We start from the raw sequence: 21,848 nt of genomic DNA on the forward strand, positions 1-21,848 counted from the left end.
ACAAATGAAAATCAAAAACAATATAATTTCAGGAGCATTAATATTACTTTTCGCCGTAAGCTGCGGAAAAAAAGAAACAGGTAATCAAGATACCGAAAAGCCTGAGATCGAGCAATCGGAAGAAGGGCATGAAGAGGCACCTCTAACTATTGCGGAGTTAACAGATGAACAAATGAAATCTGTAGGTGTGACTTTGGGAACTGTTGAAATGAAAGAACTGACTTCAACCATAAAAGCCAATGGTTTGTTGAGGGTTCCAAACAACAAAAAAGCTACTGTAACTTCACTGTACGGGGGTGTGATTCAAACAATTAAGGTGCAAATTGGGGATTTTGTAAGACAGGGTCAGGTGTTGGCAACAATCAGCAATCCAGAATATATTCAGTTGCAGGAACAATATTTAACAGTGAATAGCAGAATTTCTTTTGCAGAACAAGAGTATAGAAGGCAAAAAGAATTATTTGACAATGATGCCGGAGCAAAGAAAAATCTTCAGAGTTCCGATGCAGAACTGAAAAGTTTGAGAACTCAAAAGGCTTCTTTACAAAAACGATTGCAATTGATGGGAATCAGTCCGGGTAAAGTTGCCAACGGAAACTTACGTTCAGGACTGGTTATCACTGCGCCAATCAGCGGAACAGTCAGTATTATCAATGCACAGATTGGAAGTTATGTTGATGTTTCATCTCCGGTTTTGGATATTATTGATAACAATTCGATTCATCTGGATCTACAGGTTTTTGAAAAAGATTTGCCAAAAATGAAAGTAGGACAAATCGTTCATTTTAAACTAACCAATAATCCTGAAACGGAATATGATGCGAAAGTTTACAGCATAGGTTCGTCATTTGAAAATGAGAGTAAAACGATTTCAGTCCATGCAAATGTAACCGGAATTAAAACAGGTCTGATTGATGGAATGAACATCACAGGAATCGTAAGTCTGGATAAGAGTACAACGCCTGCAATTCCCAATGAAGCCATTGTAGAAGCTGACGGGAAGTATTATGTTTTTGTTCACACAAATAAGAAAGCTGAAGAACACGCCGACAAAAATGGGGATGATGACCATGGTCACGGTCGCGATGAAGGCGAAGCAGAGCACGGTCATGCATCTGAAAAAGAAGCCGGAAATCACGCAAAAGAACAATCTAAAAAGATGAATTTTGAGAAAGTTGAAATTGTAAAAGGTGCTTCCGATTTGGGATATACCGCAATAACATCCGTAACTCCAATTTCTGCCGATGCTAAAATTGTGGTAAAAGGTGCTTTTTTCGTAAATGCAAAATTGTCTAATTCCGGTGATCACGGTCATTAAACCAATAACATTATGATGATATTAAAATTTTATTTACCGGTGTATTTGGTGTTGTATATGATGGTAGCTTTTGTGCTGCCATCATACCGCACCTACAAGCAAACAGGCATCAATCCGGTAACTTTTGGTAAAACAGATAATGCACACGACTATATCGGTTTTGTGATGAAAGTTTTGATAGCATTGCTTTTCGTTGCGGTATTCATCTATTCGTTCAGCGATAAAATATATCAATATTTAGTGCCGATTTCTTATTTGATGAAAGATGTGTTTTTAATTATTGGATTAATTCTAATACACTTTTCGTTACTATGGATTTCAGTAGCGCAATATCAAATGAGTAACAGTTGGCGCATCGGTATCGATGAAAATAATAAAACCGAATTAATAACAAAAGGATTATTCTCTTACAGCCGGAACCCGATTTTTTTGGGAATGATAATCAGCGTGACGGGAATATTTTTTATACTATCCAATACGGTTACATTTTTCCTGATGCTTGCTACCTATATCGTTATTCAAATTCAGATAAGATTGGAAGAAGAGTTTTTGGAAAAACAACATGGAGAACAATATTTAATTTATAAAAAAACAACTAAAAGACTACTCTAATGGAACACAAACATAAATACGATGCACAAGGCAAACAGCTTTGCTGCACACCACAGGAAGAAAAAATATATACCGATGCCAATGCTAAAAAATTATTGGAGAAGCATCACAACAATGACGGTCACAATCATAAACATAGCGATGATGACGGTCACAACCACGGAAGTACCGACAAATCTACCTTTCAAATGTTTTTACCTGCCATTATCAGTTTTGTCTTACTGATGATTGCAATTGCTTTTGATAATTGGTTAACGCAATCCTGGTTCACAGGTTGGATTAGGATTATTTGGTACATCGTTGCCTATGCGCCTGTTGGATTTCCTGTGATTAAAGAAGCATATGAGAGCATCCGCAAAAGCGATGTTTTTTCAGAATTTTTATTGATGAGCATTGCTACTATCGGAGCTTTTGCTATTGGCGAATATCCTGAAGGTGTTGCCGTAATGTTGTTTTATTCGGTTGGCGAAGTGTTTCAAAATTTGGCGGTTACAAGAGCAAAAGCCAACATCAAAACCTTGCTTGACCAAAGACCCGATGAAGTAACTATTTTAGAAAATAACCAACCTAAAACCGTAAAAGCAGAAACCGTAAACATCGGTACTATCATTCAATTAAAACCCGGAGAAAAATTAGGATTGGATGGCGAATTGTTATCCGAAACGGCAGCATTCAACACCGCTGCATTAACAGGAGAAAGCAAGCCCGATACCAAAACAAACGGCGAAACCGTTTTGGCTGGAACGATAAATTTAAACACCGTAACACAAGTAAAAGTAACCACAGCATATACCGATAGCAAGCTTTCAAAGATTTTGGAATTGGTACAAAACGCTACTGCTCAAAAAGCACCAACAGAATTATTCATCAGAAAATTTGCAAAAATTTACACACCAATTGTTGTGTTATTGGCAGTGCTTATTACTGTTTTTCCTTACTTTTTTGTTGATGATTATTTGTTCAGTCAATGGTTATACAGAGCGTTGGTTTTCCTTGTTATTTCTTGTCCTTGTGCTTTGGTTATTAGTATTCCTTTAGGATATTTTGGTGGAATTGGTTCAGCTTCTAAAAATGGAATTTTATTCAAAGGAAGTAACTTTTTAGACGTAATTGCGGGTATTCAGAATGTTGTGATGGATAAAACCGGAACAATGACCGAAGGCGTTTTCAAGGTACAGGAAGTTAATTTAAAACCTGAATTGAATAAAGATGAAATTCTGAAATTGGTAAATGCTTTGGAAAGCCAGAGTACACATCCGGTTGCTACCGCCATTCATCAATATGTAGGAGAAATCGACAATTCCATAAAATTAGAAAACACAGAAGAAATCGCAGGTCACGGTTTAAAAGCTACCGTAAACGGAAAAGAATTATTGGTAGGAAATTTCAAACTGATGGACAATTTCAATATCAGTTATGATTTAGACCCAAGTACTATTGTGTACACTTTAATCGCCATTGCTTACGATGGCAAATTTGCAGGTTACATTACCGTTGCCGATAGTATAAAAGAAGATGCGCAGATTACAATTGACAAACTAAAAGCATTAGGCGTAAAAACTACAATGCTGAGCGGAGATAAAAGCACGGTGGTAAAATTTGTTGCCGATAAATTAGGAATTAGTAATGCCTTTGGCGATTTATTGCCGGAAGACAAAGTAAATAAAGTAAAAGAAATCAAAGCCAAAAACGAAACCGTAGCATTTGTTGGCGATGGCGTGAATGATGCGCCTGTAGTAGCTTTGAGCGATGTAGGTATTGCAATGGGCGGTTTAGGAAGTGATGCCACTATTGAAACTGCTGATGTAGTCATTCAGGATGATAAGCCAAGCAAAATCCCAATGGCAATCAATATCGGAAAGCAAACCAAGAAAATAGTTTGGCAGAATATCATTTTAGCATTTGTAGTAAAAGGAATTGTACTCGTTTTGGGAGCAGGTGGTTTAGCCACAATGTGGGAAGCTGTTTTTGCAGATGTTGGTGTAGCATTATTGGCAATTTTAAACGCTGTAAGAATACAAAGGATGAAATTTTAAATAAGATAATTATCATAAATGTGATGAGCATAACGTTTATGTAGGTAAATCCTAATATTAGCAGTTTATAAAAGACATAAAAGTCCGTTTCACAGGATGTGAAAACGGACTTTCTGCTGCTTTTTTAAAATATGGTTTGGTTTGTTACAATACAAAAATCGTATTTCATAAATTTCACCTGTTAGTTGTTCATCTTCTGCCTTGGCAACCCAATCTCATGCTCTTGCGGATAGGGTTTTCTGAAAGTCATGCTGACATCTTCCTTCAGGCTTCTCGCTGCTTCGCCTGATTTAATTTTATCCATGGAATAACGTGGATCGGGAATAAACGGCATTTTAGTCATTTTATGAATCGTGATCGTTGGGAAGTGGAAATCCACTTCGGCAGTACCTAATAGCAGGTAACAACCACCGCCCTGAAAAGGATATTGCTCTAAGCAATTAGGGATATACCATAATACCATAAGTCTCGCCTTGCGTTTTATGAATTTAAAAAGGGAACTTTTCAATATTGCTCTAAGAATGTTGTCCAAGGAGTTAAAGCATTTAGAGATGAATCAATTTATTAAGCGTACCATACTTGATTCTCATCCGGTGAAGATAGAATATACTTAAACAGAAAAGAGAAAAGCCTAAATAGAGTTATTAAAGAAATGGCTGGCTGGGGAATTGGCTATAGAGAAAGATTGTTAGAAGGAGATATCAATAAAAACGAGTAAATTAGCTAATAGAAAAACCGAATATTTTACAATTTAATTAAGAAAAAACATTTATGAAATACGGTAGAAAAATTAAATCATTCAGTGAAATTAGTAACTTCGATTTTATCCCACAGCTTAAAGAGTATATAAAAAGAGAGATCGAAGGTAAGTCAAAGGATTACATACTCGGAGTTGATGAAGAGGAATTTAAGTCCTACTTGATTGATAAGCATAAATTAGAATCTTTAGCAATAGATTTTAATAACGAAATCGTCCCACCTCCACTAGTGACAAAAGAATGGGTTGAAGATAGATTTTACAGAGAAAAATACGAAACTGATGTTTACATTTTCACGGTACAATATCCATTTATAGGTTCAGCGGATTTGTTTAGAGTTCAACCTAGTTCTTGGATTATGACATCAGCTGAAATTACTGTAGATGAGCATGATTCATTAGTTTCGTTTGATTTTAAACTATATAAACAAGATCCAGAGGAATTTTTGCAAACAAAAGCAGAATATAAAAGGAAAGTATTTGCTAACTTAGATAGTGCTAATCAAATAGCACAAGGTTGGATGCAATCCTTACCTTCTTTAGTTGATTCGTTATTTTCTGAACAAAAAAATAAATATCAAAAGGAAAATGATTTTTTTACTGCCATCAATGTAAAGGTAGATCCTGATACGACATCTCTTTTTACTGCTCCAACGATAAAGAAAAAAGTCATCCCACAGCCCATTGTTTCTGAAAATAAAGAGTTTTCCTCTGAGCCCATGATGGCAAAGGAAATGTATAACGATATACTTAAAGTCATCTATGATTTAGGAAAAAGTATGGAAAAAAAGCCATCTACATACAAAGACAAGGATGAAGAGGGTATAAGAGATCAATTTTTACTGGTTTTAGAAACTCGATATGATGCAACAACAGCCAGTGGTGAAACATTTAACCGTGGTGGTAAAACTGATATTATTCTGAAATATGCTCCGGATGCGAGCAATTTGTTTGTAGCTGAATGTAAATTTTGGCATGGAGCATCAGAGTTTCACAGCGCTATTTCCCAGCTTTTCGATCGTTATCTTACATGGAGAGATTCTAAGGTTGCAATTTTGCTTTTTGTACAAAACAAAGATTTTACTAAAGTACTGCAGACAATCAAAAATGAAATTGGAGATCATCCGTATTTTCGTAAGCATGTTGGAGAAAGAGGAGAGAGTTCATTAAGCTATGAATTTTGTTTACCACAGGATGAAAATAAAACTGTTTACTTGGAAGTAATGGCATTCCATTTTGATAAATAATCTTCACATTTTATTAATTATGTTGGAAAATTTAAATATTTCACCTGAAATTCTTAGAGGATTTTCAACAGGTGTTTTGAGTGCAATAATATCAGGCTTAGCAGTATACCTTGTTGAAAGTGTTAAAAATCGTAGATTAAAAAGAGATAATGTAAGACTTGTTCAAGAGGGGGAAGAAGTAAAATCGTATTATTCAAAACAGTTAGAAGAACTTAAAAAAGATCATCAACTCGATTTACAAAAAAGAAATATCGATACGAAAGTAAAACTAAGTCCTACTCGAATTTTTTTGCTTAGGTTGATGAAATGAATACAGAAATAAATATTAAAGGTGGAGAAAAAATGTAGATGTATATAGCTGAATACACTAAAAATCTGATGAGATCTTTTACAGATAAAGAGAAACAAAAAGCTACAGTAAACTACCAAAGGAAGACGTAAACGTTAATGATGGATGCAAGCAAAGGACTGGTGAAGTTAAGACACGAGACTAGTGAAATAAGACTTCATGCAAGTAATACTGTAATACAACAATTGGATCTTTTAGAAAGTGCATACAGTAAATTGGTTGATGAAAGTAATAATTTATTGGCATCAATGCCACAGCTTGTTAAATCAAATTCAGGAGAATTACTGCAGCTTCTGCAAGCACCACTTCTTGAAGAAGCTATAAAAGTGGAATATATTAAAGCCGAATTAATAAATCAAATGAGATTGGAATTAGAGGAAATTTAAAAATTCCCGCTAATACTTTTTAACTTACACACTCTGTGGAATAGTGTCTAAATTTATTTTTTCAACTAAAATTCCAAGCTTATCTGTCTTCATTTTCCTTTTTCAAAATAGCTTTATAATACAAAACTGTCATTGTAATCAGAAGTGAAATATCCCATAATATATACAGCACAATATAAAGCTTTGCATTGTGCTTTAAGAGGAATACTAAAAACTCTGAAGCTGAAATAAAAACGTGACCAAGCATAGCAATCATCAAAAGCCATGTGAAAAATAGAATTTGTTTTTGTTTCATTTCATAAAGATACAGCACTGAATTGCGTCCAGCTTTTTTGCTTAAAAGAGAAAAACCGCTTCAAATGAAACGGTTTTTGCTTTTATAAAAACTGATTATTGCTTGACCAAAATTGTAACAACCTTATCAGTTACACCATCGTTATTATAATCCTTATCAAAATAGTCTACATAACCTTCATCAAAACTCTCAATCTGAAGTTCAGAATTTGTAATCGACTTTACTTTATACTCTATATCTCCGTAGAAGCCAATCATTTTTGTTGATGAATTATAACTCCATACACCATTGTCGTTAGTGGGAGTGTCCAAGCAAGCACCTCCGTTAACGTTTTTATACATTCTGATATTTAACCAGTTGTTTTCTCTCAGCTGATATAGATTTTTCCCTGAGCAGTCCGGATTAGCACTTCCAATCTGCTGACCGTTCAGGTTGTTTATAAAGACATACTTTGAAATTTTCCAGTCTCCAATAAAAGCGTTTGCAGGCTGATTTGAAGCTTCCGGTTCATCAGTTGAACTGCTGCAAGAAAATGTAAAAAATGAAGCCATTAAAAGGCTAAGGATAATAGATTTGTTTTTCATTTTTTTAATTATTATAATTGGGATTGATAGAGGTTTTCAGAAATTATCTTTTTAATCCTATAGTTGTAAGATTCAATTTCATCTTCGCTGGAAAGTTGTTCTAAATCTCGTGGTTTGCCGTGAATATAATCAAGTAATGTATCTGTCGAAAGCATTAAGCCTTCTGAAGGTTCGTAATAGTACAAGAGCCATGTAAAAACTTTGTCGTAGTTTTCTTTATCTAATTGTCCGTCAACTGGTCGAATATACCATGAAATTCTAGCTAGTTGATTTGCGAGCATAGAAAAGATCTGTATGGGCATAATTTTCATGTGTATAAGGCTATGTTCGATGAGATCGTCATCCAAATCTAAGGGGAAGTAGCGATACTGAAATGAGTAATTTTGTCTTTGTATGGTTACAAGTTGATTGATTATCTTTTTGCAGGGATGACAATTGTACCATTCTACAAGTTCCATTCTTTCTTTTTTCGAAGAAATTTCTAAAAATAGAGTAATGGTTTTTTCAAAATGTATCATTAACTGATCTTGGTTTACATCTCTTTTCATTCCATCAAATGGGTTAGCTTCAAGGTAGTCTGCTAAATCAGAGGTGAGATAACGGGTGTCCGTGATAAAAACTGATCGCCCAAAAAGAAATAAATCTACAAATCTTCTAATAATGCTGAATTGGGGAGGGGATTCCGGTAGGTCGTTTAAGTCCATAACACTGTTTTTTATGGCACAGTTCCTAATACCTCGTTAGAATGCAAAAAGCGTGGAACTACAGCTTAATTTGCAAACAGAGGTTCTTGGTAGACCATACATCACAAACAAGTTTGCAGTCCACGCCATCGGCGGGACGAAAACTGTTTGTTCTGTGATGATTGAGAATTTACCAAGATTCCTGTTTACAGAACAAAAGCTAACGCTTCGTTAGTTATCGATAAAATTTTAGGGTGTAAATGTAATACAGAAAATGGAAATAAACCATTATTTTACGGCTTTTTTATTGAAAAAAGACCAGATGATACAAAGCTAATGTTTTATACCTTAGAAACGTATCATGTTGGATGGAGGAGTTTAAATTTGCGACTGTGCTGTATTAGGAATAGAGTTTAAAAGAAAAGTCTTTTACGGATTTCTTTTACATCCTGCCAACTGGATTTTTTATATTCGGCTAAAGCAGTTTGATCTAAAAAACTAGTTAAAGAATTTCCAAGAATTGTTTTTTGTTCTTCAAGCTGGTTTCTTACGTGCAGCAAACTAGGAAGAATTTGATCATTAGAAAAAAGGTTTGCAAGCAGCATTACGGAAATTTGGTTGTAAACCGTAATTGGAATCTGAAGCCAATCTAATAGTGGTTTTTGAAATCGAGTGTGAGCCATAATGTCACCGTAGTAATGTATATGACTGATCTTATTTGAGAAATCTTCTGTTAGAAAATATTCTTCAGATACATCTCCATCGTGTTCATTAACAATGTCAGCAGCTAGTCCTGCAAGTTGTGATAGGCAGAATAGGTCGTTTTCGTAAGGATTAAGGCTATCGGGATGCTTAATAAATTTGTATAACATTCCGCCGTCGGAGTAAAGGCTAAATTCCTGACTGTAGTCTGTATCAATAGTGACGTGCTGTATTTCCATTAATTAGGGAATCAAATAACCGAACACTGCATGACCAGCTTCATGGATAGCAATGTCGTTATGAATGGTGAGAGCCATAGATAATCTAGTTTTTAGTTTAGAACATAAAATTACAAAATTTTTTAGTACCTGAAAGTAAGGCTAAATTTAGATTGGGCGTTAGATGAAACAGTATCTAAAAGATTTTGTATTTTATTCGCATCTTTGAGAAATTTAATAATTAAAAACTCGTAACCAATCCAATGCCCATCGTTTTACTTTGATAAAAGGGCATCACCATTGTTGAACTTGTATTATTTTTTCCTGAAATCAATTTATTAATTTTAGGATATAGCCAATAAGCCAATTCGGTTGAAATAATCCCAAATCCTGCACCAGCCATCACATCACCGAACCAGTGTTTGTCATTCAACATCCTATAAATGCCGGTAAAAGCAGCAAACGAATAACCAGAAATACTCAAAAGGAAATTTACGTCTTTATATTCTTTATACATAAAGTGTGCTGATGCAAAAGCGACTGCTGTATGTCCTGACGGAAAAGAAAGTCGGTTGGATTGATCAGGTCGCTCCTCGTTTACGAGATGTTTCAGCGGAACTGTTATTGCTGAAGTGATCAACATTGAAGTTCCGTAAATAATGCTTCTGTCTTTGAAATTATGTTTGCCTTTGATGCCAGCCGCATTTAAGCCATAGACTAGAACCGCCGGAGCAAACTGAGTGTAATTGTCCAGTCGAATGTGATCCGGCTGATGTTCTTTAATTTCATCTCTTGTCGAAAAATTTAGCTGTTTAAGATCCGGGATGGTTAAACTCGCAACGCCGTACCCGACAAGTGCAGAGGGTAGAATGTATTTTTTATAATTTAAAACGACATTTTTCTTTTCTGAAAGCACCGTACTATCTCGTACACTTTGAAAATTAGATATAGAATCACTGACTGTCTGCGCTGAAATGTGTTCGAAAACCGATAGCAAAATAGGAAGGAAGCATAATTTTATAAAATATCCTGACATAATTTTAAAGGATTTTGAGAATTAAAAATGATAAGAAGTTATAATGAATTGATGCGCAAACTGTGTCTGCTAAATTTTATGTTTAAGATAGATTTTTCCTGAAATCAAAAGACAGATTATGCCCAATACAAATGCTGCCAGAACATCTGTAAACCAATGTGCACCGAGATAAACTCTTGATACGGCTCCTAAAAAAATCATAGAAAGACAGCTTACTATCAAAAATGACCTAAATATAAAAGTCATAGTTCTCCAACTCCAAAAGATTATCGTAAGAGAACCAAAAAACATTGTGTAAAACAATACGTGCCCGCTGGGGAAACTCTGATATTTTGTCTCTTCTAACAGTACAACCAGATCATCGGTCGGGCGTGGTCTGTTAATCAGAATTTTCAGAATTAAACCGATAAAACCTGATAATAAGGACGAAAGAATTAAAAGTGCTTCCTGTCGCTTTTTGATGATGGTAAAGAATAATGATAACAGTGAAACCACCAATACCGAAACATGTATTCTTCCCAACAAGCTTATCCAGATCATAATGGTATTTAAATTCACAGTCTGATGCTCCTGAATTTCGTTCGATATCTGTATGTCTAAATATTGCGTAGGATTAAGTAATACGTATACTGAAAGCAGCAGGAAACTTATGGGTAGTAGAATTAGAGCCCAATGGTAAAAAGCTGTCTTGTTTTTGCTGATAAAATTCGATAGCCTGATCATCTTCATTTTTCTAAATTTCAAATTTTGTAAGCTTTTTATTTTTATAGCAGTAAAACTCATGCGCGGGTTCACTTCCTAAAGTGAAAACTTTTTCAATATACACCGTGTCATATTGCTTTTTTAAATTGATATACTTCTGCTTTAGTGGTTCAGGCAATTCTTCAGGCTGTATGGGTCGTTCTATTTCCAGACCGTCTTTTATAGCATATTCCAAAACCATATCGGTATTTCGCCAGGAAATTACCGAACTGTGTTCGTTGTTGTTATTCACTATAGAAATTTTGTCCTGTTCGATTATTTTACCAGATGTTCCTGCCAGCAAAGCAACTCCGGAAATAACCATCGCTCCGTAACCCACTTTCTTAAAAATATTTTCGCTCAGATAAGGAAGAATAAATTTTACTGTATACGATGAAATGATGGTAGCTGCTGCGATTGCCAATCCAAGCCACAACGCAAGATTTGAATATAATCCTAAAGAAATATAGATCAACAGTTTAATGAGATGCAGAAATACTTCATTCGCTGCACGTGTAGCCACGATTTCTTCTTTAGAAAGCCCGAATTTCAGATAAAAACGGTTAAACAAAAGTCCTGTTGCCCCCGTAATTCCCGAAACAAAACCAGCAAGGAAACCAATGACTGCCAAAGCAAAATCAGGATATGGTTTTTCAGATGTAACTTCAATTTTCTTTGATTTGAAAAGCTGTGGAGTATTGCTTACAAGAAAAAGGGCTACAATAAGTTGAAGATAGTTAGGATTAATATATTTGATTAAATAAGCACTAGCCAAAACCGCAGGAATTGAAAATGGAACAAACCAGAAGAATATTTTCCAGTTGATATGCTTCTTAAAAATGGCAATTCTGGATGCAGAACTTGTAAACGTCCCAATCATCAGAGAAAATGGAACAACAGAGGTCGGTAAAAGAAGATTTAAAATCGGAATAAGAATCAGGCTTGCGCCTCCACCACAGATTGCACTCAGCCAAAAAGCTAAGACAGTTCCGAAAAATAATAAGATTATTTGTAAAATCATTTAAAAAAAATTAAAAAAAGTTACACCTGCATTTTAATGATACAAAGGTGTAACCTGATTTTGAAGAAATTTTGAATTTCTATTTTCAGAAAAAATTATTTTAATTTCATTTTTCCATTTTTAAATCTTTCACTTGCTGTCTGATAATGGGCAATTGTTTCCGAAATATGATAATTGTTTGAAGCGTGAACTTCAGACAGTGATTGGTCGGAAGGATTGACTTCAAACTGCTTTATCCTTTTACGGTCATCAATTTGGGTGAAAAGATTATTTTTCAGCATTCCCAAAGTTCTGTAGTTGCCGATAAATGCACGTTCGTCTCCTGCTTTAGTCTGGTTGATGTCTTTGCCATACAGTTCAGTTTTGTAGTTCCAGCCTAAATACCCGAATAATGTTGGCATCAGATCAATTTGTGAAGTCAGACGTGTGATGTTTTGGTGGGGTTGATTCAGATTATAAATTATGGCAGGAATGTGATGTTTAGCAATATTAATTTCCCACTTTCCTGCGCTGCTTGCACAATGATCGGCAACAATTACAAAAACTGTATTTTTAAACCAGGACTTAGTTTTAGCATCTCTGATGAATTTTCCCAAGGCATAGTCGGTGTATTTCACTGCAGCATTTCTGTCTCCCTGAGCAAGATTGATTTTACCAACAGGAAAAGTGTACGGTTTATGGTTTGAAGTCGTCATTACAAACTCGAAAAACGGCTTGTTTTCTTTCATACTTTTATCAGCATACTTCATGGACTGAGTATAAATATCTTCATCACAGATTCCCCAGGCATTTTCAAAAGTGACTTCCTGATCAGGGATTTTAAATCTATGCGTATGAATTTTATCGGATAAAGGATTTCCTCTGTTGCGGTCTACAATATCAAAGCCCTGTCCTCCGAAAAAATTGTTCATATTGTCAAAATAACCGTCGCCTCCGTAGATAAAATAAGGATGATAGTTTTTAGATTTCACAATGGTTGAGACTGAAAACAGGTTGTCATTATCAGGTCTTCTTACGATACTGTTTCCGGGAGTTGGCGGCACGCAGAGTGTAAGGGCTTCCATGCCTCTCACGGTTCTTGTCCCGGTAGCATAAAGATTCGTGAAGAAAACGCTTTGAGTAACGAGTTGATCGTAATTGGGTGTTAAGTGGTCTTTGTTTCCGAATTCTGTCAGGAAATCAGCACTGAAGCTTTCAATTGCAATAACGATGATGTTGGGACGCTGTTCCTGAACGCCTTTTGTAATTCTTGAAATATCATCCTCTTGTGTTGTTTCATACTTTTGGTTTTCCTGCAACAGCGAAGCTTTCAGAACAGAATAGGCTTCTTTATCAGAAAGTTTTGGATAAAAAGTTTTGTAATCAAGTTCATTGGATCTGTAGGCGGAAATAAATGAGAATGCACCGTTTTTACCGATTTCGTTGATCACAAGATTATTGCTGAAATCCGCCATTTTGTTTTTCATTAAAAATCCCAGAACAGAACCTAATAGTATTATAATAACGGCAGGTGTTAATCGTGAAGAAATTGGTCTCTTATCCGAAAAAGTATTTTTAAAAACACGTAATTTTTTAAAACAGATAAAGGTTAAAACAATAACTAAAATCAAAACACCTGCGATCAGAGGAAGAGGATAAGACTGGTTGATATTCCCGACAACTTCGTATGTGTAAATTAGATAATCAACTGCTATAAAATTAAATCTTACCCCAAATTCATCCCAAAATGGAATTTCTGCCATCAGACTGAAATAAATTATAATGAAAATGAGTGTTAAATAAAAATATGTGAAAGCTTTATCTGCAACCGATCCAATCCATCTTTTTGGAAATAATAAAAGATACAGTGCGTATAGAAACAGTAACATTGAACCTATCGCCAAATCATAAAGAAAACCCGTTAAAAATGCCCTAAAAATATAGAAAGGATTAAAATCTACATCTGCTGAAGACCAAACTAAAAAAGCAATTCTGATCAAAAATGAAAGTATTATGTAAAGGCTCAGAACGCTAAAAAGCGCAGAAAATCTTGAATTGAAATGGGTTTTAGCATAACCCGAAAGTTTTTTGAATATCATCACAAATTATTTGAGACGACAAGTTTAGACTTCAATTTTGAAGAAATTTTGAATTTTCAACCCAATTGAAGTCTAAGATTATAAAAGTATTAAAAATTCTGTCCGATTCCGAAGAAAAAAAGACCATCTTCTTTTGATCTTCCGTAATCAAAATACAGTATAGTAGATTGGTTCCAGCCAATTCTCAAACCTGCTCCGTAAGAAGTCTTGATGTTCTGGAAATTTAGATCCTGCCAACGGTTTCTTACAGTTCCCATATCAAAGAATGGAGCAACAGTAAAAGAGAAATGCTGCTTCCATAGATTAGTTTCAGCAAGACGGGCACGCAATTCAAAATTAGCAAACCACATTGATCTTGCCAGAAAACGGTTGGCACGGTAACCTCTTAAAGAAGCTTTTCCACCTAATGCATTAATACTGCCTTCTGGGCTCCATTGATCCTGAAATTCAAAAAATGGAGGATTTTTACCAAAGACATTTCCAACTCCCGCCCGACCTGCAAGTACGGTACGTTTCCCGAAAGGAAGTTTCTGATAATACCTTCCCTGAATCAATAATTTATCAAAATCAAACTGAGAACCGATGTATTTCCCTGAATATTCATTGGCAATCTCAAAATAAGCACCTTTTGACGGATCGGGTTCAAAATCTCTTGTGTCATAGATCAGAGCATTCTGGATGATCGAAACCCAGCCACCGTCTACACCTGAAATATTTCCCTGCTCAAAATCTCTCCTGAGAAGTGAAGTTCCGTTAGGCGCTTTGGTGTTATTTCTCGTAAGCGGATCGATGGCATCGGCTTCCATTCCTTCGAAAGTTGTATAATCAAGGTGTTGAATTTCATAACCTCCCATTATTCTCCATTTTCCGTTTCCAAGAGTATAATCCGCTTTCAGGTTCAGCATAAATTCCGTTTCTCTGAATCGGTTAGAAAGAGCATCCGTTACGAATGCAGCTTCATTACCAAGACCGGGACGTAATGTTTTTCTTGCTTTGTCAAAATCTTTGTAAGTTGAAAATGTAACATTTTCATTGGAGGGAAGGCTTATGTCTCCCAAGGTCTTTTCCGTAAGACCGAAATAAAGGTTTGCAGGATTTTGCTGGGCTTTAAAATCAACTTTAAATCTCCATCTGCTGCCTTTGTAATAGGGAACATCTAATGAGAGTGCCAATTCTCGTGCATTTGATGTGTAGTAAGCAGCATTGGCTTTTAACTTCATCAGATATGGGGTGTAAGCAAATAATTCATTGTCCCGTTTTCCGTTCCAGATGACGTTGGTTCTCACACCAAAACCAAATCCTGTAACGGGATCAGAGGAAATATCAGGAATTCCTGTTACAAAGATTCCCTCTTTTTTTTTAGCTAAATCTGCATCGCTCATCCTTTTGGATTTTGCATACGAAATCGTATCACGTGCTGTTGATGAAATTTCCTGCGCTTCTACTGCGACCGACGAAACTACCGTTGCAGCAATTGAAATAAATTTTCTCATTTAAAATATTTTGATAGTAAATAATATGTAAGAGCAAACACAAAAGCTAATGATCCCCAAGAAGTGTTTCTAAGGAATATTTTTAAAAAAGAATATTTAGGATTAATTTTTTTCTGAGAGTGCCATTGTTTATTTTGACACAAAGAAAAATTCCAATTTTGAAGAAATTTAGAATTAGGGAAAATGAGTGGGAATTTAGATGTTATAATGTCACAGAAAAGATGTGATTTTGCTCTGAAAAATGATAGTCAACAGTCCAGTTTTGCGATTTTGATATTTCTTTAATAATTGCCAAACCCAAACCGCTTCCACTGTTGGCAAAAGATAATTTTGAGAACCTTTTAAAAAGCATGTTTTCATCTAGTTTTTCAGAACCTGAATTGGATACTGATAAGACTGAATTTTCTAAATTAATTTTAATATAGCCTTCAGATTTTGTATGCCTGATAGCGTTTAAAACCAAATTATTGATCAGAATTTCTGCCAGACTGATGTTGCCTTTAATTATTGTTTTCTGCAAAGTAGAAACCTCTAAGGTGATGTTTTTCTGAAGGATGTGCTCTTCAAGATTTGCTAAAATCTGTTTTACAATTAAATCAAATTGGATAGTTTCTGACTTATTAAACTGACTGTTCTCAATTTTAGCCAGAAGTAAAAGGTTTTGATTAATTCTTGCACTTCGGGAAAGTGCTTTGTTCATATCTTCAGCAATATTATACTGCTTTTCCGTAAGATCTGAGTTCTGCAGAAGAAGATCCAGCTTGTTTTTAAGGATTGCCAAAGGGGTTTGCAATTCGTGGGAAGCGTTTTCTGTAAACTCTTTCTGGGTTTTGTAAACCGATACATTTTGAGCAATGAGTTTTTGAAGAGAAACATTCAGTTCCTGAAATTCAATTGTGTCTGATGGCTCGAACTCAATCTGAGTATGATTGTTAAGGTTAAAATGTTTAAGCTGATCCAAAGTTTTACGAAAGGGCTTCCAGATTGATTTGGAAAGTTTCCTGTTTAAAATAAATAAACCGCTTACAATCAGTATAAAAAAGAAAAACGTAACCATTCCGATAATCATTACTGTTCCTTCAGTTTCTTCAATGTTGGTTTCTATAGTAAAAAGGTACGTTTCGTTTTTGATATAGATTACTTTTTCCAGACATCGGTAACGTTCAATTTTGGTATCTGAAGAAAAAGGTTTGTATTTTTCTGTCGTAAAAATCTTGTCCTGTTTCAGAATTTTAGCATTCAGTTTTTCAATATTGGTTCCTGGCTGAATTTGATTCCACAGCGCAATATTCCGTTGCATTTCTTCAGAAGAAATAGACATCCGGTTAAATTCATAAGAAGTTTTTTCAGCTACGATCTCATTGTGCTCGTCAAGTTCATCCTGCCAGATCGCATCTACCACAAAATAATAAACAGGAATACTGATCGTGAGAACAATCAGTACAAAAATTAAGAACGGTCTTGTGGTTTTGCTTAATAAAGGCTTCATTGAAATCTTTTTATTGACTTTCCCATTTATAACCCGTTCCATAAACCGTTTTCAGATAATGGTCACATCCTGCATCATATAATTTTTTCTTAAGATTTTTTACGTGAGCATAAACAAAATCATGGTTTTCAAGCATATCTGCAAAATCACCGGAAAGATGCTCTGCCAAAGTACTCTTTGAAATTACACGGTTTTTATTTCCCAAGAAATATACCAATAAATCGAATTCTTTCTTTGTCAAAGTTATTAAACTGTTATTTACTGAAACCGTTTTTGCCAAAAGGTCGATCTGAAGTTCATTTTGAGCCACGACATTTGTGCTATTAAACTGTTTTCTTCTGATAATGGAATAAATTCGTGCTGCCAATTCCGAGAGATGAAATGGCTTGGTTAAATAATCATCTGCTCCGATTTCGAGACCTTTGATTTTATCGTCCAATGCATTTTTTGCAGATATGATGATTACGCCATCCTGTTTTTGCTCTTTTTTTAGTTCTTCCAGAATTTTTAAACCGTTTCCGTCAGGCAAAGTAATGTCTAATAAAATACAGTCGTACTGAAAGACTTCAATTTTGCTCATCGCTTCGTTGAATGTTGATGCAAATTCACACAGATATTTTTCTTCCGAAAGGTATTCTGCAATACTTTTTGCCAATTCTTCTTCGTCTTCAACAATCAAGATTTTCATATCGCTAATTTAGTCATTCAATTTTGAAGAAAATTTGAATTTTAAGATGATTCTTCATTTTTCTATTAAAACATTGTAAACGTATCGCCAAGCTTGGCATAATGTTATGGCACTATATTGCCAAATCCTTTCTGTAATCATAAGGGAAGAACTGTTTGTCTAACTATATATTAGACCAGCCCTACAAAAAAGCTGTTTTCTAATTTTTATTTTTGACCCACCCCCATCCTTATTTCGCAATTCCAAATCTGAAATTGAAACTCGATTTTTCCGCAGTCTTCTGGCGTATCGCAATGCTCGATTTAAGGTTTCGTTTTCCATGTGAAAACGCCACTAAATCTAAATTTTGTTCTGATAAAATAGATAGATGATAGGTTAAAAAGATTAAAAAAATTTCTGTAATACAATTTGACGAATGATAAGCATAGTCTGTGAAGGACTGTTATTTCAAGCACTCCTACATCATCAAAAACGCTATCACTATAAATTTAGTTATAAAATTATGATGTGACAAAGTATAGCTTTAAATACTTTCCCCCTGACATCTTGATCAATATCTAATAAAAAAGTATCCATCAGTATTATTAATAGAGATAGATGAATAGTATGCCTAGTGTATTATTATGCAGATTATATTTACGAAACGTTACGCTTTATAATTCAGATTTACTGACCAAAGTAAATTTTGCTATTTTTAATTGTAATAGCTTTAGACTTCTATATTCACTTGCGGTTGCACGCCATTAGCTTCCAGCATTATTTTTTGAATTAGGACTGCAAGATCAGTCTTTTTAGCCCATTCTACTGTTGTCATAATGCTATCATGAATCGTGAACAGAGGCATTTTTGGAAACATTTTACTCAACCGTGGTGTAACTATTTCTAAGATGCAGAACGCTTCTATATTCTGCATTTCTTTACTTAAGTCAGTAAAATCATTCTTTTTTAATTTTTTAAGAAATTCTGAAAAATGTGGGAATCTTGATTCAAATACTTTAAAATCTTCGTTTTGATATGCAGCAGAAGCCGTGTCAATATAGAATAGTCGTAGGATCAGCTTCTTAACCAAATCTCTTTTGCTTCCATAGGTTACCCTTCTCACTTTATTTTTTTTCCACTCGTTTCGTGTTAATGGGGTCTCTCGATTACCAAACCAAATGTCAGCCATTCGTGTATAAAAATCGTCTTTTAAAATCCACTGTTTTATGGTCTGATACTCCTCTTGGAAACCATCTTTATGTATTAAATCTTTGACGTTCTCGAACATAAGGGTACGTCTACCCGTTGGCTTTCTAGTTGTTGTTCCAATATTTCCTAGCATTTCTTCAATAAAGACTACTAGAAAGTAGGGTTGGCTAGCCTTAAGGTCGATATTGAAAAAAAATTCGGTGTTGAAACGAAGAAAAGGACGTATTTTTTTCGATAAATTGGTTAGGTTAGTATGAAGCCGATCGTCTGACAGCTTTTTTCGGCTAAAATAGAATTCTTTATTTTTTATTTTTTCAATTGCAAGTAAGTAAGATTGTCGTTTCAAAATATTTGGTTCTTTATTCGCTGTCTGAACAGCTGCGTCGTAATCAATTTCTAAACCTTGATAAAACCATTTTGTAAGATGTGAGCACTTAATACTTCTTCCATTAAAATACTCAACAACGTTTATGTTTTTTAGTTTATTAAGGCTCGTAACATCGATTACTTCAAATTCCGTAGATTCAAATTTTGAATCATTGATGAACCTATATGACTTTGATTTGTTATGGTAGGTCGAATAATTTTTCATCTCAATAATGCCATTTTCTATAAAATAATTGAAGTATTTTCGGTAACCATAAAAGTGTTTTTCCAAAATCTTTGAAGATAAAGGGACAAAGCCGTCAAAACACTCGTTAAATTCAGGGTATTTAAACCTGCGTGAAGCGATTAAGTTTAAAAAATGACAAGCCAGAGGTATGTGTAGATGAAATTTTGGCTTGTTAGTGGCAATTGCGTTGTGTAGATTATTAACCACGGATTTTGGTAGAGTGATCGACTTAGGTATTATAAGAGAATTAGAAGTAGAAAATATCGAAGTTTTGTTTTGTTTCATTATAGATGAAATAAGGATTTTTCACCTTGTTCCTTGCGATATAGGCATAAGACTGTTAGCACAGAAGAATTTCGGTGTTTTGATATTGCTTTAAAAAATGTGGAGTTATCCTGCTGTAGCAACAGGGCAAATTAGAAATCCGTTTTTAATAGAACGGATATGAGATTAGGAAATTCTATCGACTTGATTTTGAATAGCAGATAGGTAAGATAGCAGTTTCTTAGGTACATTTTTTGAGAGACCTGATAAGAGACTGACTTTTTGAAAAAAGCTAATGCAGATATTCTTCGCAACTTTAGAAAGTATACGGAATGCCATTAAGCTATCTTTCATAAAATGAAAATCAATTTCATTGGCTTCATCAAAAAAATTTGATACCCTAAGCTTACTAAAAAACTTAATTTTCGATACTGCCCGCACAACGCAACCCCCCTCTTGGATAATTCTATCTAAGTGATCTTGGACTTCTTTTGCTGTTATTGTGGGCATATTTAGTTATTATTGAGAAAATAATGGGCAGTTTCTATCTGCAATTCTTGTTCAGTTTTTGCTGTGTTTAGAGCGATAAAATCGTCTATTTTTTGCCTGCTAAAAACAAGTTTTCTTCCAAAAGGCTTTGAGAATGGAATCTTTTTTTTATGGATTAGCTGATAGATGTATTTAGGCTTATATCCTAAATATGCTGCTACCTCCATAAGGGTCATAGTGTCCTTCATTTAGTGTAAAAAACTAAATACATTGTTTCGGTATTTTAGTTTAGTGGTATAAAATTAATTAGAATAAAATTAAATACAAAACCATGTAAATGTTGAAATTACGCTAAATAATAAAAAAATTATCATTCAGGTATCTGAATGATAATTTTACATTATTTAAAAAGTTATCCACAATTAGCATAATCCAGCGGTCGCCTGATCTCTCAGGTCAGTAACATGGTTTAAATACTTTGCGGTTGTGTTAATATTTTTATGCCCCATAGTATCTGCTACAACCTTCAAATTAACACCGTTTTTAAGCAATCTTGTGGCGAAAGAGTGTCTGCCGCAGTAACTTGTCAGGTGCTTCGTGATTCCAGCTTTTAAAGCCCATCTTTTTATTACTCCGTTTATGCCGTTAAGCGTTAGATTTTTGCCTGTACTTTTATTTTTAAGGTTAAAAACTAGTTCATCGCCAGATCCTGCTTTTCCTAGTTCAAAGAGCATACGTTCGCTAATTTTATTTCTTATCGAAATTTTGTTTTTCTTACGAAACGTTGATAGTATGGAATCAGGAATTTCGCACCATTTCAAATCAAACATCTCAGCCATTCCTAGACCTGAATAGCAGCCAAACATAAAAGCTTTCTTGACTTCATTATTGCCACAAGGAGTTTCCCATAATAGTAGAATTTCATCTTCGTCTAAAATTTGTTTTTTCACGACTTTTTCAGAGGCTTCAGGCTTCTTTTTAAATATCACATCTTCGAATACCGAAGCCTGTAAGTAGTTTTCCTTTTTTGCGCAGTTTAAAATTTTTTTAAATTTTTTAAAATATCCGGCTGGCGTGGTTCCATTGAGATTCGCTTCGTAATTTAAGTATGTAGCAAAATTTTCGACAATGAATTCTGTAAGATTGGGAAAGGTTAATTTTTCCTGTTTAACCTTCTCTTTCAGAAAAAGCCGGAACTTTTTAACGGATGATATGACTGTGTTGATATCGGTCTGCACATAATTCTCAATATATCTATCGCAGTAGTCGATGATTGATACATCCTTTTTATATGCAGGTACTTTTCCTTGTTTTATTGATTCATACTCATCCAGAAAAGCTATTAAAAGCCTGTCAGCCTCTAATTTTTTATTTTTGAGATTGTCTCCCTTTCGAACTTTTAAAATTGTTTTAGTTCTTCGTTGATTATTTTCAATAATGTCAACATAATAAGAAAACGTCCCATCATCTTTGTGTTTTCTCTTTCTTAGAATTACACCCATAATTTTATACTTTTAAAATTAATAATTTTAAAATCTTTAAACTGTACGGGTTTTAAATA

General features: G+C 34.5%; 22 protein-coding genes and 1 pseudogene. 7 read left to right on the top strand and 16 right to left on the bottom strand.

Annotated features, from left to right (window positions below):
• Positions 1 to 4: 4 nt before the first annotated feature.
• From NG809_RS11355 to NG809_RS11365, 3 genes are read left to right on the top strand one after another with little or no spacing between them, the layout of a single operon-like run.
• The gene (locus NG809_RS11355) at positions 5 to 1,318 is read left to right on the top strand and encodes an efflux RND transporter periplasmic adaptor subunit (protein ID WP_262150722.1); all 1,314 of its coding nucleotides are present in this window, start codon (positions 5 to 7) and stop codon (positions 1,316 to 1,318) included.
• Between the two features lie 12 nt (positions 1,319 to 1,330).
• Positions 1,331 to 1,930, top strand: coding sequence for a methyltransferase family protein (locus NG809_RS11360; RefSeq protein WP_262150724.1), 600 nt, complete (start codon positions 1,331 to 1,333; stop codon positions 1,928 to 1,930).
• A complete protein-coding gene (locus NG809_RS11365; RefSeq protein WP_262150726.1) occupies positions 1,930 to 3,966 on the top strand; it encodes a heavy metal translocating P-type ATPase in 2,037 nt (678 codons plus the stop codon). The genes NG809_RS11360 and NG809_RS11365 overlap by 1 nt, the downstream gene beginning before the upstream one ends.
• A 181-nt stretch (positions 3,967 to 4,147) precedes the next feature.
• Here the strand turns inward: NG809_RS11365 and NG809_RS18420 are convergent.
• A pseudogene (locus NG809_RS18420) lies at positions 4,148 to 4,417 on the bottom strand (hypothetical protein); the annotation flags it as partial.
• A gap of 22 nt (positions 4,418 to 4,439) precedes the next feature.
• Between NG809_RS18420 and NG809_RS18425 the strand changes: the two are divergent.
• From NG809_RS18425 to NG809_RS11385, 4 genes are all read left to right on the top strand, one after another.
• Positions 4,440 to 4,580: a winged helix-turn-helix transcriptional regulator gene (locus NG809_RS18425; RefSeq protein WP_396124856.1), complete on the top strand. Its 141-nt coding sequence runs from the start codon at positions 4,440 to 4,442 to the stop codon at positions 4,578 to 4,580.
• Positions 4,581 to 4,737: 157 nt separating this feature from the next.
• Positions 4,738 to 5,970 (top strand): hypothetical protein, encoded by a 1,233-nt coding sequence (locus tag NG809_RS11375; protein WP_262150730.1) that lies wholly within the window; start codon positions 4,738 to 4,740, stop codon positions 5,968 to 5,970.
• 19 nt (positions 5,971 to 5,989) lie between these two features.
• On the top strand, positions 5,990 to 6,280 hold the full coding sequence (locus tag NG809_RS11380; protein ID WP_262150732.1) for a hypothetical protein: 291 nt from the start codon (positions 5,990 to 5,992) through the stop codon (positions 6,278 to 6,280).
• A gap of 140 nt (positions 6,281 to 6,420) precedes the next feature.
• Entirely contained in the window at positions 6,421 to 6,705 is a 285-nt protein-coding gene (locus NG809_RS11385; protein ID WP_262150734.1) for a hypothetical protein, read from the top strand.
• A 79-nt stretch (positions 6,706 to 6,784) separates the two neighbouring features.
• Here NG809_RS11385 and NG809_RS11390 read toward each other — a convergent pair whose 3' ends face one another.
• The 15 genes from NG809_RS11390 to NG809_RS11460 form a co-directional block, all read right to left on the bottom strand.
• Complete coding sequence (locus NG809_RS11390) at positions 6,785 to 7,000, bottom strand: hypothetical protein (protein WP_262150736.1); 216 nt, start codon at positions 6,998 to 7,000, stop codon at positions 6,785 to 6,787.
• 95 nt (positions 7,001 to 7,095) lie between these two features.
• Entirely contained in the window at positions 7,096 to 7,584 is a 489-nt protein-coding gene (locus tag NG809_RS11395; RefSeq protein ID WP_262150738.1) for a hypothetical protein, read from the bottom strand.
• Between the two features lie 11 nt (positions 7,585 to 7,595).
• Positions 7,596 to 8,288 (bottom strand): hypothetical protein, encoded by a 693-nt coding sequence (locus NG809_RS11400; RefSeq protein ID WP_262150739.1) that lies wholly within the window; start codon positions 8,286 to 8,288, stop codon positions 7,596 to 7,598.
• Positions 8,289 to 8,680: 392 nt separating this feature from the next.
• Entirely contained in the window at positions 8,681 to 9,208 is a 528-nt protein-coding gene (locus NG809_RS11405; RefSeq protein ID WP_262150740.1) for a hypothetical protein, read from the bottom strand.
• Positions 9,209 to 9,428: 220 nt separating this feature from the next.
• Positions 9,429 to 10,223 carry a phosphatase PAP2 family protein gene (locus tag NG809_RS11410; protein ID WP_262150741.1) on the bottom strand — a complete coding sequence of 265 codons (795 nt, stop codon included), beginning with the start codon at positions 10,221 to 10,223 and terminating at the stop codon, positions 9,429 to 9,431.
• Positions 10,224 to 10,292: 69 nt separating this feature from the next.
• Positions 10,293 to 10,967: a phosphatase PAP2 family protein gene (locus NG809_RS11415; RefSeq protein WP_262150742.1), complete on the bottom strand. Its 675-nt coding sequence runs from the start codon at positions 10,965 to 10,967 to the stop codon at positions 10,293 to 10,295.
• Positions 10,957 to 11,985, bottom strand: coding sequence for a sulfite exporter TauE/SafE family protein (locus NG809_RS11420; RefSeq protein WP_262150743.1), 1,029 nt, complete (start codon positions 11,983 to 11,985; stop codon positions 10,957 to 10,959). Before NG809_RS11420 ends, NG809_RS11415 begins: the two co-directional genes overlap by 11 nt.
• Positions 11,986 to 12,080: 95 nt before the next feature.
• Positions 12,081 to 14,063 carry an LTA synthase family protein gene (locus NG809_RS11425; protein ID WP_262150745.1) on the bottom strand — a complete coding sequence of 661 codons (1,983 nt, stop codon included), beginning with the start codon at positions 14,061 to 14,063 and terminating at the stop codon, positions 12,081 to 12,083.
• Between the two features lie 89 nt (positions 14,064 to 14,152).
• Positions 14,153 to 15,556 carry an outer membrane protein assembly factor gene (locus tag NG809_RS11430; protein ID WP_262150746.1) on the bottom strand — a complete coding sequence of 468 codons (1,404 nt, stop codon included), beginning with the start codon at positions 15,554 to 15,556 and terminating at the stop codon, positions 14,153 to 14,155.
• 202 nt (positions 15,557 to 15,758) lie between these two features.
• Positions 15,759 to 17,045: a sensor histidine kinase gene (locus NG809_RS11435; protein WP_262150747.1), complete on the bottom strand. Its 1,287-nt coding sequence runs from the start codon at positions 17,043 to 17,045 to the stop codon at positions 15,759 to 15,761.
• A gap of 10 nt (positions 17,046 to 17,055) precedes the next feature.
• Positions 17,056 to 17,733 (bottom strand): response regulator transcription factor, encoded by a 678-nt coding sequence (locus NG809_RS11440; RefSeq protein WP_262150749.1) that lies wholly within the window; start codon positions 17,731 to 17,733, stop codon positions 17,056 to 17,058.
• Positions 17,734 to 18,442: 709 nt separating this feature from the next.
• Entirely contained in the window at positions 18,443 to 19,819 is a 1,377-nt protein-coding gene (locus NG809_RS11445; protein WP_262150751.1) for a hypothetical protein, read from the bottom strand.
• A 165-nt stretch (positions 19,820 to 19,984) separates the two neighbouring features.
• Positions 19,985 to 20,308, bottom strand: coding sequence for a hypothetical protein (locus NG809_RS11450; RefSeq protein WP_262150754.1), 324 nt, complete (start codon positions 20,306 to 20,308; stop codon positions 19,985 to 19,987).
• Between the two features lie 2 nt (positions 20,309 to 20,310).
• Positions 20,311 to 20,514, bottom strand: a complete 204-nt coding sequence (locus tag NG809_RS11455; protein ID WP_262150756.1) for a helix-turn-helix domain-containing protein — start codon at positions 20,512 to 20,514, stop codon at positions 20,311 to 20,313.
• A 195-nt stretch (positions 20,515 to 20,709) separates the two neighbouring features.
• Positions 20,710 to 21,789, bottom strand: a complete 1,080-nt coding sequence (locus tag NG809_RS11460; protein ID WP_262150758.1) for a tyrosine-type recombinase/integrase — start codon at positions 21,787 to 21,789, stop codon at positions 20,710 to 20,712.
• Positions 21,790 to 21,848: the final 59 nt, after the last annotated feature.

The organism is Chryseobacterium foetidum (genome assembly GCF_025457425.1).
GTDB lineage: Bacteria > Bacteroidota > Bacteroidia > Flavobacteriales > Weeksellaceae > Chryseobacterium > Chryseobacterium foetidum.

What these genes read in the sequence shown, in the direction of transcription:
- NG809_RS11445 (WP_262150751.1), bottom strand. Translation starts at nt 19,819, where the DNA reads ATGAAACAAAACAAAACTTCGATATTTTCTACTTCTAATTCTCTTATA.
- NG809_RS11400 (WP_262150739.1), bottom strand. Translation starts at nt 8,288, where the DNA reads ATGGACTTAAACGACCTACCGGAATCCCCTCCCCAATTCAGCATTATT.
- NG809_RS11385 (WP_262150734.1), top strand. Translation starts at nt 6,421, where the DNA reads ATGGATGCAAGCAAAGGACTGGTGAAGTTAAGACACGAGACTAGTGAA.
- NG809_RS11355 (WP_262150722.1), top strand. Translation starts at nt 5, where the DNA reads ATGAAAATCAAAAACAATATAATTTCAGGAGCATTAATATTACTTTTC.
- NG809_RS11435 (WP_262150747.1), bottom strand. Translation starts at nt 17,045, where the DNA reads ATGAAGCCTTTATTAAGCAAAACCACAAGACCGTTCTTAATTTTTGTA.
- NG809_RS11380 (WP_262150732.1), top strand. Translation starts at nt 5,990, where the DNA reads ATGTTGGAAAATTTAAATATTTCACCTGAAATTCTTAGAGGATTTTCA.
- NG809_RS11360 (WP_262150724.1), top strand. Translation starts at nt 1,331, where the DNA reads ATGATGATATTAAAATTTTATTTACCGGTGTATTTGGTGTTGTATATG.
- NG809_RS11420 (WP_262150743.1), bottom strand. Translation starts at nt 11,985, where the DNA reads ATGATTTTACAAATAATCTTATTATTTTTCGGAACTGTCTTAGCTTTT.
- NG809_RS11390 (WP_262150736.1), bottom strand. Translation starts at nt 7,000, where the DNA reads ATGAAACAAAAACAAATTCTATTTTTCACATGGCTTTTGATGATTGCT.
- NG809_RS11395 (WP_262150738.1), bottom strand. Translation starts at nt 7,584, where the DNA reads ATGAAAAACAAATCTATTATCCTTAGCCTTTTAATGGCTTCATTTTTT.
- NG809_RS11405 (WP_262150740.1), bottom strand. Translation starts at nt 9,208, where the DNA reads ATGGAAATACAGCACGTCACTATTGATACAGACTACAGTCAGGAATTT.
- NG809_RS11455 (WP_262150756.1), bottom strand. Translation starts at nt 20,514, where the DNA reads ATGGAGGTAGCAGCATATTTAGGATATAAGCCTAAATACATCTATCAG.
- NG809_RS11430 (WP_262150746.1), bottom strand. Translation starts at nt 15,556, where the DNA reads ATGAGAAAATTTATTTCAATTGCTGCAACGGTAGTTTCGTCGGTCGCA.
- NG809_RS11375 (WP_262150730.1), top strand. Translation starts at nt 4,738, where the DNA reads ATGAAATACGGTAGAAAAATTAAATCATTCAGTGAAATTAGTAACTTC.
- NG809_RS11440 (WP_262150749.1), bottom strand. Translation starts at nt 17,733, where the DNA reads ATGAAAATCTTGATTGTTGAAGACGAAGAAGAATTGGCAAAAAGTATT.
- NG809_RS11425 (WP_262150745.1), bottom strand. Translation starts at nt 14,063, where the DNA reads ATGATATTCAAAAAACTTTCGGGTTATGCTAAAACCCATTTCAATTCA.
- NG809_RS11460 (WP_262150758.1), bottom strand. Translation starts at nt 21,789, where the DNA reads ATGGGTGTAATTCTAAGAAAGAGAAAACACAAAGATGATGGGACGTTT.
- NG809_RS11450 (WP_262150754.1), bottom strand. Translation starts at nt 20,308, where the DNA reads ATGCCCACAATAACAGCAAAAGAAGTCCAAGATCACTTAGATAGAATT.
- NG809_RS11365 (WP_262150726.1), top strand. Translation starts at nt 1,930, where the DNA reads ATGGAACACAAACATAAATACGATGCACAAGGCAAACAGCTTTGCTGC.
- NG809_RS11410 (WP_262150741.1), bottom strand. Translation starts at nt 10,223, where the DNA reads ATGTCAGGATATTTTATAAAATTATGCTTCCTTCCTATTTTGCTATCG.